The sequence below is a fragment of the Paraburkholderia nodosa DSM 21604 genome, from assembly GCF_000519185.1.
Classification (GTDB): domain Bacteria; phylum Pseudomonadota; class Gammaproteobacteria; order Burkholderiales; family Burkholderiaceae; genus Paraburkholderia; species Paraburkholderia nodosa.
This window is the reverse complement of sequence record NZ_JAFA01000022.1, coordinates 97,675-110,007: the sequence shown is the minus strand read 5'-3', so window position 1 is coordinate 110,007 and position 12,333 is coordinate 97,675. Positions and strand designations below refer to the sequence as shown.

General features: G+C 60.7%; 11 protein-coding genes. 9 read left to right on the top strand and 2 right to left on the bottom strand.

The window, feature by feature from the left end:
* Nucleotides 1-2: 2 nt before the first annotated feature.
* On the bottom strand, nucleotides 3-1,190 hold the full coding sequence (locus A3CW_RS0127880; RefSeq protein ID WP_028206491.1) for an acyl-CoA dehydrogenase: 1,188 nt from the start codon (nucleotides 1,188-1,190) through the stop codon (nucleotides 3-5).
* Nucleotides 1,191-1,550: 360 nt separating this feature from the next.
* On the opposite strand from A3CW_RS0127880, the gene A3CW_RS0127875 reads away from it, so the two are divergent.
* Nucleotides 1,551-2,462 (top strand): LysR family transcriptional regulator, encoded by a 912-nt coding sequence (locus A3CW_RS0127875; RefSeq protein WP_028206490.1) that lies wholly within the window; start codon nucleotides 1,551-1,553, stop codon nucleotides 2,460-2,462.
* A gap of 126 nt (nucleotides 2,463-2,588) precedes the next feature.
* On the opposite strand, the gene A3CW_RS0127870 is transcribed toward A3CW_RS0127875, so the two are convergent.
* A complete protein-coding gene (locus A3CW_RS0127870) occupies nucleotides 2,589-3,743 on the bottom strand; it encodes a porin (protein WP_028206489.1) in 1,155 nt (384 codons plus the stop codon).
* A gap of 447 nt (nucleotides 3,744-4,190) precedes the next feature.
* Here A3CW_RS0127870 and A3CW_RS0127865 point away from each other — a divergent pair, with 447 nt between their 5' ends.
* The 8 genes from A3CW_RS0127865 to A3CW_RS47850 all read left to right on the top strand — a co-directional run bounded on the left by A3CW_RS0127865 (nucleotide 4,191) and on the right by A3CW_RS47850 (nucleotide 12,187).
* Nucleotides 4,191-5,153, top strand: coding sequence for a C-terminal binding protein (locus tag A3CW_RS0127865; protein WP_028206488.1), 963 nt, complete (start codon nucleotides 4,191-4,193; stop codon nucleotides 5,151-5,153).
* A gap of 36 nt (nucleotides 5,154-5,189) precedes the next feature.
* Nucleotides 5,190-6,209, top strand: a complete 1,020-nt coding sequence (locus tag A3CW_RS0127860; RefSeq protein ID WP_028206487.1) for a phosphotransferase family protein — start codon at nucleotides 5,190-5,192, stop codon at nucleotides 6,207-6,209.
* A gap of 327 nt (nucleotides 6,210-6,536) precedes the next feature.
* Entirely contained in the window at nucleotides 6,537-7,124 is a 588-nt protein-coding gene (locus A3CW_RS0127855) for a cupin domain-containing protein (protein WP_035514151.1), read from the top strand.
* Between the two features lie 86 nt (nucleotides 7,125-7,210).
* Nucleotides 7,211-8,512: a phosphopyruvate hydratase gene (gene eno / locus A3CW_RS0127850; protein WP_028206485.1), complete on the top strand. Its 1,302-nt coding sequence runs from the start codon at nucleotides 7,211-7,213 to the stop codon at nucleotides 8,510-8,512.
* 120 nt (nucleotides 8,513-8,632) lie between these two features.
* Nucleotides 8,633-9,634 (top strand): VOC family protein, encoded by a 1,002-nt coding sequence (locus A3CW_RS0127845; protein WP_028206484.1) that lies wholly within the window; start codon nucleotides 8,633-8,635, stop codon nucleotides 9,632-9,634.
* A 29-nt stretch (nucleotides 9,635-9,663) separates the two neighbouring features.
* Nucleotides 9,664-10,197: a carboxymuconolactone decarboxylase family protein gene (locus tag A3CW_RS0127840; protein ID WP_028206483.1), complete on the top strand. Its 534-nt coding sequence runs from the start codon at nucleotides 9,664-9,666 to the stop codon at nucleotides 10,195-10,197.
* A gap of 198 nt (nucleotides 10,198-10,395) precedes the next feature.
* Nucleotides 10,396-11,496, top strand: a complete 1,101-nt coding sequence (locus tag A3CW_RS0127835; RefSeq protein WP_245623759.1) for an alcohol dehydrogenase catalytic domain-containing protein — start codon at nucleotides 10,396-10,398, stop codon at nucleotides 11,494-11,496.
* Between the two features lie 340 nt (nucleotides 11,497-11,836).
* On the top strand, nucleotides 11,837-12,187 hold the full coding sequence (locus A3CW_RS47850; RefSeq protein ID WP_081771843.1) for a DUF4148 domain-containing protein: 351 nt from the start codon (nucleotides 11,837-11,839) through the stop codon (nucleotides 12,185-12,187).
* The last annotated feature ends 146 nt before the right edge of the window (nucleotides 12,188-12,333 follow it).

Here is a 12,333-nt window from a genome sequence, read left to right as displayed (position 1 = left end):
CGTCAGAAGGCTGCAATACCCGTGATAGCGCGACCAAGAATCAGCGCATGGATGTCATGGGTGCCCTCGTAGGTGTTGACGACCTCGAGGTTGACGAGGTGGCGTGCGATGCCAAATTCATCGCTAATGCCGTTACCGCCCAGCATGTCGCGCGCAACACGGGCAATATCAAGGGCTTTGCCGCATGAATTGCGCTTCATCAGCGACGTGATCTCGACAGCAGCTGAGCCTTCATCCTTCATGTGGCCCAGGCGCAGGCAACCGCTCAGACCGAGGGTGATTTCTGTCTGCATGTCGGCGAGCTTTTTCTGCACGAGCTGGTTGGCGGCCAGCGGTCGTCCGAACTGCTTTCGGTCGAGAACGTATTGACGTGCGCGGTGCCAGCAATCTTCCGCGGCGCCAAGCGCGCCCCACGCGATACCATAACGCGCGCTATTCAGGCAGGTGAACGGGCCCTTGAGGCCTCGCACATCCTGGAACGCGTTCTCCTCGGGGCAGAACACACCATCAATCACGATCTCCCCCGTGATGGACGCACGCAAGCCGACCTTGCCGTGAATCGCCGGTGCCGAGAGCCCCTTCCAGCCTTTCTCGAGAACGAAACCGCGAATGGCGCCTTCGTCATCCTTCGCCCATACGACAAAGACGTCTGCGATGGGGCTGTTGGTAATCCACATCTTGCTGCCAGTCAGCTCGTATCCGCCGTCGACCTTCCTCGCGCGCGTGGCCATGCTACCCGGGTCCGAGCCGTGGTTCGGTTCGGTCAACCCGAAGCAGCCAATCCATTCGCCGCTCGCCAGTTTCGGCAGGTACTTTTGCCGCATCGCGTCAGATCCAAATTCGTCGATCGGCACCATGACGAGTGACGACTGCACACTCATCATCGAACGATATCCGGAATCCACGCGCTCCACTTCACGCGCTACCAGCCCGTAGCTCACATAGTTCAGCCCGGCACCACCGTACTCCTCCGGAATGGTGATACCGAGCAAGCCGAGTTCGCCCATCTCACGAAAGATGGCAGGGTCGGTGGACTCGCGACGAAAGGCTTCGAGCACACGCGGAGCCAGACGGTCCTGGCAATACGCGTTGGCCGAATCCATCACGAGGCGCTCCTCCCCGGTGAGTTGTTGCGCGAGAAGGAGCGGGTCGTCCCACTGGAACGAGGGCGACTTGTGCTGAACAATCATGATATGCACCGTGCTGGAGGAAATGCGTCCAATCTATCGAGGCATATGTCGCGTCACAACCGATTTGTTTGCACTAATCTGTGCGTGAAACGCACAGAAACCATGGATACGTTCCATCACGTAGCTATAATGATTCGCGTACGTCTGGACAGGAGTCATCCTCGTGAAAGTGCAATGATCCAGGTGGACGAAGCGAGAACTCAACACTTCTCTGGGTCAACCCCGATCCGCTCGTCCAGCGCGTTGCAAGATGCGTGAGTGAAAAACCTTCGCCATCGCGAAACGCGGCTTTCCCTGCACCGCGTAGCGCTATCGAAGTGCGCTTTTTGTCGACTAGATATCTCCCGGTAAAGGTTAGGCATGCGACGCAAGATTCCATCGACGATTGCCCTCTCCGCATTCGAAGCTGCTGCGCGGCACCAGAGCTATACAAAAGCGGCTGATGAACTCGCGGTCACACAGAGCGCGATCTGCCGACAGATTTCGGCGCTCGAAGATTATCTGGGCGTGGAGCTGTTCGTCCGGGACCGGCGTGGCGTTCGCCTCACGGAAGCGGGGCAGCTTTACAGTCGCAAGGTCGCCGCGCGACTCGATGAGGTAGAGCGGGATACGCTGGAACTGATGTCCAGGCGGGGGCATGGCGGAACGCTTGAACTCGCGGTCGTTCCAACGTTTGCGACAAAGTGGCTGCTGCCCAGGATGCCGCACTTCAACGCGCAGTACCCTGACATTACCGTCAACCTCTCATCACGGGCGCGGCCTTTTCTGTTCGACGGTACGGAACTGGATGCGGCCATTCATGCGGGCGTGTCAACCTGGCCGGGTACACAAGGCATCTTTCTCATGCGTGAGAGCCTGATTGCCGTATGCAGTCCAATGCTTGTTTCGCCACGCAGGAAGCTCACCGCGCAGGATTGGAACCGGCTAACGCTTCTCCAGCAGAGCACGCGCCCGTATGCCTGGCGGGACTGGTTTGCCTCCCGCGGCATGCAGGTTGAGGCAGACATGGCCGGGCCACGTTACGAGCTTTTCTCGATGCAGGCTGAAGCGGCTATCCAGCGAATCGGCATCGGGCTCATCCCCCGACTGCTCATTGAGGACGAACTGGAGCGCGGCGTGCTCGTCGACGTCGGGTCGTATGCCCAGTTGAGCGACCGCACATACTATCTGCTCTATCCGGAGCACAAGGCCGCGAACCCGGCCCTTGCTGTCTTCCGCGACTGGATCCAGGCTCAGGCTGAGCGGTATCGCGAACCAATGGGACTCGCGTAGCAGATTCAGGGTGGAGTTACTACGCGGTTGCGCGGAGACGCGCGGCACCGGGTACCGCGCTAAAAGGGATATCAGGATACTATCCCGGGCAGCGATCACGCCGTCTGCCCGGCGAGCACATGCGGACTAGAACTTCACGCGGAGCCCGGCGCTTGTGAGGAACTGTTTGTTCGTCGACGAAGGTCCGCCACTGCCGCCGATGAACGCGCCACTGAATATCGTGTTCTGCGCGCCGGTTACGTGCTGATATTCAGCCATCAGGTACACGTCGGTCCGCTTCGACAAGGCATAGGCCGTCATCAGATTGAACTGACTCCAGCGCGGCTTCGCCTGCACTGCCGCGTTTGAGTACTTGCCGTCCGTAAAGGTGTAGGACGCGGCGATCGTCCAGGCGGGCGTCACGAGATAGCGAATATTCGCTTCATAGTTGTCGAATTTCAGGTCGGTCGGTTGCCCGGTTGGCGCCGGCGCCTGGGTGCTACCGCGATAGACCGCAGTCGTGTTGGAGTACGCGGAGTGGCTCCAGACGAGGCCGAACGTTGCCGGTCCGAGCTGATACGAGGCGCCTGCGCCCCACACCTGCTGAAGTGCTGCATGGAATGTGGCATCGCCCGAAGTCGACGAGCCGTCCAGTGCACCGAGCGCACCATCACCGGGCTGGTCGATGCGCATATAGGCGGCGCTCAGGGTGACCGGGCCACCTGTATACGTCGCGCCAGCGCTATATGCCCGGTTGTCCGTGAAGTCCCCGGCCTTGTTTGAGAACGCATAGAGTCCGCCGAACTTCAGCCCCTTGTAATCTGCACTCGCGAACTTGACCGCGTTGTCCAGCCGGAAGAAGTCGCCGAAATTATCATTGTCCATGGGGTGCATGAACTCGAGGCCACCGACGAAGCTTTGCGCGAGGCTGCGCGGCGCGAGATAGTCGACTACCGAGTCGTACTGGCGTCCGAGCGTGATTGCGCCGTACGGATTCTGCAGACCAACCCAGGCCTGGCGACCAAACAGCCGACCGCCCTGCTGCAATCCACCGTTCGTCCCGGTGAACCCGTTTTCGAGCTTGAAGATCGTTTGAAGACCGCCGCCGAGGTCTTCCGTACCCATCAGGCCGAAGCGATTGCCAACGATATTCCCTGACGAGGCAAACACAGCACTATGCCCCTTCTGGTTGTTGACATAGGAAATTCCGTCGTCAATCAGGCCGTACAGCGTAACTGAACTCTGGGCGTGTGCAATTCCGGACAGGCAACTGCATAGCACGGGCAGCAAATACCGCTTCATCGATTGTCTCCTGTATTTTGATCTATTTGTTACGTACTACAAACTTCTACAGCTAACCCTTTCTGATTCAACGTGCGGTGCTGGATGGCTTCTCCGGCCGCAACCCTGAGGCGCCGATTCGCCTTCGCTGCCACCCAGTTGTATCCGTCTCGAGTCAAGGTAACCAGGTTGCGCGCCTTTGCTCTGACGAAACCGGAGGAGTTCTGCTGCACGCTCACTGAACTTTCGATATCATGCGAACGTTAGCACTCCCTTGGGACGCAGTGTAGATTCCCCTTCGGGCAGTGTCAATGCGGTTTTCCCGGTTTTTCTCGTATGCCGTAGGCTGAGACCACAGTTCCGGGATGCTCCGATCTTGGCTATCATCGATTTTTAATGCTAACGTTATACCAAGCCGGATGTCGTTGCGCCGGTAGTCCGCCTGCTTATCAACATCTTCAGAAACCTATGAACAAGACCGTTTTTCTGACTGACTATGCGTGGCCCGACGACAGTGTTGAGCGGGAAGTCATTGAAGGCGCTGGCTTTCGGCTCGTCACGGGCCCCTCAGATCCCCTGCCAGCGACCGGGATTGAAGACCTTGTGCGGGAGCATCGGCCCCATGCGATCATGACCTGCTGGGCGCAGGTGTCGGGTGAGGCAATCGCCGCAGCGCCGGATCTGCGCATCGTTGCCCGGCTGGGCGTTGGTCTTGACAACATCTCGGTCTCCACCGCGACGTCGCGCAATATCGTTGTGACGAATGTCCCCGACTATTGCGTCGAGGAAGTGTCCGACCATGCCGTCGGGTTCGCCCTGGCATGGACCCGCGGCCTGGTCCATTTCGACCGGGAGGTTCGCGCCGGCCGCTGGGCCCCGGCGTCGGCGAAGCTGCGTCGGCTGTCCGAGCTGACTGTGGGCATCATCGGCTTTGGCCGTATCGCGCGCGCGACGGCGCGCAAGCTTGCGGCGTTTCAGTGCGAGCTGCTGGCCCACGACCCGTACGTGATGAAATCTGAAGCCGGCATCGAGTTTACTTCGCTTGATGACCTGCTCGCGCGAAGCGACATTGCTGTCGTGCACTCGCCGCTGACGGATTCGACCCATCGCCTCATCAATCGTGACCGTCTCGGGAAGATGAAGCCAGGCGGCCTTCTCATCAACGTCAGCCGCGGCGGCATCGTCGATACAGAGGCCGTGGTCGAGGCGCTGCAGTCGGGGCACCTGTCGGCCGCAGCACTCGACGTTCTCGAATCCGAGCCAACTGTGCCGGGAGAACTGCTCGAACAACCTGGTGCATTGATCTCGCCGCACGTGGCATTCTCATCGGATGCATCGCTCATCGAACTCAGAAGGCGGGCGGCGGAAGAAGTCGTAAGAGTCCTGCGCGGTGAAGCACCACGGAATCCCTGCAACCCGATCGCCAGGTAACGAGTCTCTTCCGCGATTGCCCACAGCCTAGCCAAGATGACGCAACAGAATAGCCCGGATACGAAGCTGGATGAGTTTCTCGTCCACCACTCCCTCGCCGCGCCAGGCGAGGCCATCAAATGGGAGCCGCTCACAGGTGGCGTATCGTCCGACATCTGGAGAGCGGACCTCCCCGGACGCACGGTGTGCGTCAAGCGTGCACTGTCAACGCTGAAAGTGGCAAGCAACTGGGAAGCGCCTGTGTCCCGCAACGCGGATGAGTGGGCGTGGATGCAGTTCGCCTATGCTCACTGCCCGGCGAACGTGCCGAAACCGCTTGCCCACGATCTGGGACTGGGCGCCTTCGCCATGTCCTTCCTCGCGCCGGACGCGCACCCTGTATGGAAGAAGCAGTTGCTGGAAGGGCATGTAGACCTGGACACGGCCGCGGCTGTGGGTCGGCTGGTCGGCCACCTTCACTCGGTGAGCGCATTCGATACGGACGTCGCTGCAACTTTCGATACAACCGACAACTTCAGGGCACTGCGCCTCGACCCATACTTCATCGCCGCGGGCGAAAAACACAAGGACTGCGCCGAACGCCTTCAGTACCTGGCGGACCGCACGGCGAATACGCGAACTGCGCTGGTTCACGGAGACGTCAGCCCGAAGAACATCCTTGTCGGACCAAACGGCCCGGTGCTGCTCGATGCCGAATGCGCGTGGTACGGGGACCCAGCGTTCGACCTCGCGTTCTGCCTGAACCATCTGTTGCTCAAGTGCCTGTTGCCGGGAGCCAACGGGCGCAGGCTGCTGGAGAGCTTTGCAGCGCTGACGGCCGCCTACTTCGCCTGCGCGGACTGGGAGTCGCGCGCAACCCTCGAAGGACGGGCAGCCGACCTCCTGCCTGCATTGCTGCTTGCGCGCGTGGACGGCAAATCGCCGGTTGAATACATCACAACTGACGTGCAACGCCAGCACGTGCGTTCGCTCGCTCGCGCCCTGCTTCTGCGCCCGGCGACAACGCTGGGCGGGGTCGCACTGGCATGGCAGGCCGAATGCGAAATTGACCGCTGAATTTCGCGACACCGGCAAGGGCCATGTCCAGCGCGGGCGGCGCGGGACATGGCCCTAGTCACTTTCGTCTGGCACGCGCGGCGCAACGGCCCCATGCGAGCGAGGCCAGCGGCTTCGGCTTCCGTCTCCCCGAGACCATGTGTGCAAACGCCAGCACCAGGCGTGCCCATGCCTTTTTACGCTAACGTTAGCGTATAAATGTTGCCCTTGCTGGAAAAGCAATTGAGCTTTGCTTTTTCAATGACTTAATCGCGATGAAATACGGTTGACACCCCTGACTGGATTTGCCAGAATTTGTGCAAACGTTAGCAATAACTGGAGACGATCATGGCCCACGAAGAGCCTCAGGACGCGTTGACCACAGCGCCGGGCGTGCCGGTGCATTTGCAGCGCGTGGTGACCGGCCATGCGGCGGATGGAAGCTCCATCTTCGCGCACGAAGGCCATCCGCCGCGCCCAGGGGAGTACAGCAAAATCCCCGGCATGGTTTCGCGCCTGGTCTGGGCAACGGAAGCGGACACTGCCTTGCCGCACACTGGCGTTGACCCCACGCCGGGCGTCACGACTGTTGTGCCTCCAGCGTCCTCCACCCGCTTTCTTGTCGTGACGTTTCCGCCGGACTCGGTCTTCACGGCGGACGCCTTCGACGCTCAAGCCGCGATCTCGGAAAACCTCGCCCTCGCCCCCGGCCTTGCGGAGCGCTTTGAGCCGGACGGCATGCACGCGACCCCGACTGTCGACTACGGCGTCGTGCTCGACGGCGAGATCTGGCTGGAACTCGACCACGGGGAAACCCGCCACCTGCGCCAGCATGACGTCATCGTCCAGAACGGAACGCGTCATGCCTGGAGAAACAGGGGCGAACGTCCGGCCACCCTCGCGTTCGTCCTCATTGGAGTGCGTGGCGCGCGCTAGGCGTGCGTACCCGCGCTCCGCGCCGCGTCCTCTCCCGGCCTCTGCCGGCATTCATGAACGCGACACCCACACCATCTGGACAGACAATGCACACAATTGATACGACGATAACCAAGGTACACGGCCGCCGCGTATGGGACTCCCGTGGCCGCCCGACCGTCGAAGTGGAGGTTACCCTCGCAGGCGGCGTCAAGGGCCGTGCCATCGCCCCTGCGGGCGCCTCGACCGGCACGGGCGAAGCCCTCGACCTGCGCGACGGCGGCACGCCGTTCGCCGGCCTTGATGTCAAGAAGGCCCTCTCTGCCGTCAACACCGAAATCGCCAGTACGCTCAAGGGTGCCGACGCGTCAGCCCAGGAAAAAATTGATAGCACGCTCGTTGCGCTTGACGGTACGACGAATCGCAGTCGCCTCGGCGGCAACGCCATCGTGGCAACATCGATGGCGGTGCTGCACGCTACGGCGGCCGCGCATGGCCAGCCCCTGTGGCAATACCTCTCTGGAGGCCGGCCGGTGCGCATCCCCCTTCCCGAAATCCAGATTTTTGGTGGGGGCGCGCATGCTGCGCGCCGCGTAGATGTTCAGGATTTCATGCTGATGTGTCCCGCAGCTGCCAGCTTCAGCGAAGCACTCGAATGGACAGCCGAGGTGTACCGCGCCGCCGGCGAACTGATGAAGCAGGCCGGCAAGCTTCAGGGTGTCGCCGATGAAGGGGGCTACTGGCCCGCGTTTGATTGCAACGAGGATGCGCTGGACACCCTGGTCAGCGCGATCGAACTCGCGGGCCTGCGGTTAGGCGACCAGGTCGGCATTTCCCTCGACATCGCAGCGTCCGAGTTTGGGAAGAACGGACAGTACACCTTGGCGCTTGACGGTCGAACGCTCGACTCGGCTCAGATGATTGACATGCTCGGGCGCTGGATGGACACGTATCCAATTCTCTCCATCGAAGACCCGGTTGCGGAAGACGATCCCGCCGGCTTTAGGCATTTCACCGAAACCTACGGCAAGCGCTGCCAGATCATCGGGGACGACTATCTCGTCACGAATGCCGCGCGCGTCAGGACGGCAGCGGCGCAACACGCGCTCAACGCCGTGCTCATCAAACCGAACCAGGCAGGCACCATCACGGAAACACACCTGTCACTTGAGGAGGGCAAGAGCGCGGGCTTCGGAACCATCGTCTCCGCACGCTCCGGCGAGTCGGAAGACGTCACGATTGCCCATCTGGCGGTCGGCTGGGACGCTGGGCAGCTGAAAGTCGGCTCGTTCTCCCGTTCCGAGCGCATGGCCAAATGGAACGAAGTCCTGCGTATCGAAGAGAGCCTCGGCAGCGAGGCCAGATTTAGTGGCTGGTCCGCGCTTCCTTTCCAGCGTCGCGCGGGCTGAATCGATTCATTCGTCAAAAAGTGCACCGAGCAGGCCGCGCTCACGAATTCGCAGCCTGACAGACGCGTTCGACGTACCAACGCGCGCTCCTCGAAACACGAAACCGCTAGAGAGGATTACATGCTTCCCGCTGTCGACCTTCGCCCCCCATTCAATATCACCCGCGCGAGCCACATCGTCCTGAATGTCGCTGACCTCGAGAAGAGCAAGCATTTCTATACGGAGATCGTCGGCCTCGTTGTGACCGAAGAGACTTCCGACACCGTGTATCTGCGCGGCCTCGCGGAAGCGTGTCATCACAGCCTTGCCCTCGTCCGGTCGCGTGATGCCGCCTACACCTGCAAGCGCATCGGTTTCCGGGTCTTCCTCGACGAAGACCTCGACGTCGCATACCGGTTCTTCAGCGAGGAAGGGCTCGACGCTGAATGGGTGGACGTCCCTTACCAGGGCCGCACGTTGCATGTCTCGGACCCCTTCGGCACCCCGCTCGAACTGTGTGCAACGATGGAAACGCGCCCGCGCCTCTATCTCGACAAGGACAAGTTTAAAGGCGCGCACGCCCAGCGCATCGATCACTTCCAGATTTTCTCGCCGAATACGTACCGGTCGTGCGCGTTCTACAGCCGCCTTGGATTCCGCAACTCGGAATACCTGTCGCACGGCGAAAAGCTGCTCGGCGCATTCATGTACCGCAAGGGCACCTGCCTTGACCTTGCGATCGTCGAGAACAGCGGCCCGTGCATGCATCACTTTGCCTACATCGTCCCGGAGTCGCACAACATCTTCACGGCGTGTGACATCGCGGGCATCCACGGCTACGGCCAGGAAGTGGAGCGCGGCCCCGGCCGCCACGGCCCCGGCGGCATGCTGTTCGTGTATCTGCGCGACCCCGATGGTCATCGCGTCGAGCTGTGCGACGGCCACTACCAGACCATCGATACCGAGATCGAGCCTGTGCGCTGGGATGCGGCAACGCTGAGCACCAACGTCCGTTGGGGCCTGCCCGCAGAACACCGCTGGTACTTCGAGGCGAGCCCCTTCGAAGGTACGCCGTTGACGGACCCAGCCGTCAAACCGAATCCCATGACCCTCGAGAAGTACGTCCAGAGCAACCTGACCTAACCCGCAGAACACGAAACAAGGTTTTCATCATGGCACGAGTAAAGTATCTCCAGCGCTCCGACGTCGCCGGTGTCGAAGACGCACTCTTCGACCGCCTCGAGCGCGAACGCAAGGTCCCGACCGCAAACATCTTTCGCGCGCTTGCAAATGCGCCGCGTATCCTCGACCAGTTCCTGTCGTATGCGAACGCCATCCGGGCGTCGTCAATCAACCCGAAACTGCGCGAACTGGCAATCCTGACGGTAGGACATTGCACCGACTCGGAATACGAGATCGCGCATCACCAGTCGCACGGCCTGAAGGCCGGCGTGTCGGCAGAACAGTTGAAAAATATCCCTGATTTCGAGGCATCTCCGCTCTTCGACGAAGAAGAACGCGCAGTCATGGCATTCGCGAAGGAATCGACGCTCAAGGTCAACGTCAGCGATGTGGCGTGGGCACGTGCCGCCAGGTTCCTCAACGAACAGCAGCTCGTGGAACTCACGCTGAACGTCGCCTGGTACAACTCCGGCGTCCGGATCATGGGCGGCCTGAAAATCGAACTGGAGGAAAGCTATCGGTGATGCAGTCCTTTGGTTGAACGGGGAGTCGAGGCCGCCAGCTACCGGTCCAGTTTAGGTCTCCCCTCATTGTTGAGCGCACCACACGCAGTCGGGCAACAGAATGCCGGCGACGGCCAGTGCTGTGCACCCGCACGCATGCTACGCACTGGTCGCGGCCACGTAGAAGAACTTTTGATAGCAGAGGATAGTATGGAACGAATGATGGTTGCAGCTCGCCTGCACGCCCTTCACACCCCGATGACACTGGACAGGATTCCGGTCCCGAAGCCGCGAGCCACCGACGTTCTCGTACGCGTGAAGGCCTGCGGCATTGTCCCGAACATGGGCAACGTCATCAATAACTGGCCAACCTGGTTTCCGCATCAACCGCTGCCAAAATTCCCGGCCATCTTCGGCCTCGACCCGGCTGGCGTCGTCGAAGAAGTCGGCGAAGCGGTCCTGAACGTCAAGCCTGGCGACCGGGTATACGTCAGCCCGTTGCGCTCGTGTGGTTCGTGCAGGGCGTGTCGCGCGGGCCGGCGCAGCGAATGCAGCTACTACACCCTCAACGGCTACTTCAGCACGAGCCGCGACGGCCAGCGCATCTTCGACCTGTATCCGTATGGCGGTTTCAGTGAGTACATGACGGCGCCCGAATACTCGCTCGTCAACCTGCCCGACAACATGACGTTCGAGCAGGCAGGCCGCTTCGGTTATCTCGGTACCTCGTACGGTGCGCTCAAGAACGCAAACGCCGGTCCTGGCCAGGTCGCGCTCATCGACGGCATTACGGGTACGCTCGGCGTCGCGTCAACCGTTCTCGGCCTTGCAATGGGGCTCTCACGCATTCTCGGTACCGGCCGCGACGAAGCGCTGCTCAAGCGGGTGAAGGCACTCGCGCCCGATCGCATCGAAGTCATGAAGCTTGGTGAAGGTTCGACTGGCGAATGGGCAAAGTCGATGACCGGTGGCGAAGGTGCCGATTTCGCAATCAGTGCGCTTGGTGCAAAGGCACCTGCGGCGACGATGCTGGACTCGATGAAGGGCGTGCGTCGCGGTGGCCGCGTCGTGAACGTCGGCGGCGTCGCCGAAGACCTGCCTATCGACGTGAAGTGGCTGATGGACGAACAGATCCACATTATTGGATCGAACTGGTTCACGACCGCACAAGGACAGGAGATGGCGGACATGGTGAAGACCGGCACACTCGACCTCTCGTATCTCGAGCATCGTCTCTTCCCGCTCGACAGCGTCAATGAAGCGATTTCGGGCCTGAAAGATCGCGATGGCGGATTCAGCAACTACATCGTGACTCCCTGACCGTTCCCCGTACCTCACGCGTCACCGGCGTGAGGCTGAAGCAGCAAGCCCGGCCAGCATTCCTCGCTGGCCGGGCCCTTTCAACGGCCGCATTCCCGCTTCTCGCGTCGTTAGTAGCGCCTGACGTCCACGAACGGCCTTTCACCCCGCGTTCCATCGCATCCCAGCGTGCCCCCTCCGCGCCGTGGGCAGCACCATTGCCATTTCACAGCCATTCAGCGAGCACTCGTCAGGCCCCCATATTTTCCGCGGATGATTTTGGCTATGCATACCAGAACGTCGCCCGCATCGTTGCTATCGTGCTAACAAAGCATTGCCATCCAGGTACTTTCCCTTAGAAATGGCGTCGATAGAATGGATTCGAAAGCTGCTGAACATCGAGGCGGCTCAAACTTCCGAAGGGTCATCCACTGTGAAAAATACCGCCAAAGCCTTCATTGCCACCATCGCTTTCTCGTTGCCGATCCTTGCGTTGGCTCAAACGGCGTCCACTCGTGCACAGGTGAAATCAGACCTCGCTCAAGTCGAGAAATCCGGTTACAACCCCACAGGGAGCGACCTGCAGTATCCGGACAATCTCATGACCGCGGAAACGCGCCTGGCAAAGGCGAAAACCGCCAACGCGTCCGCACAGGTGCAGTCTGCTTACGGCGGCGTCGTCAACGCTGTGAGTGTCTCCGGGTCAAACTAAACGTCGAGTGCAAAGCACCTTGTGTTTACGCACGATACAGCGAATATTCGCACCATCGATCGTCTACCTGTTCAGGCAACTGACCACTGCGGGATTTCTGCATTGACATTCTGAACGCCGTTGCGCTAACGTTAGCATTAAAGATC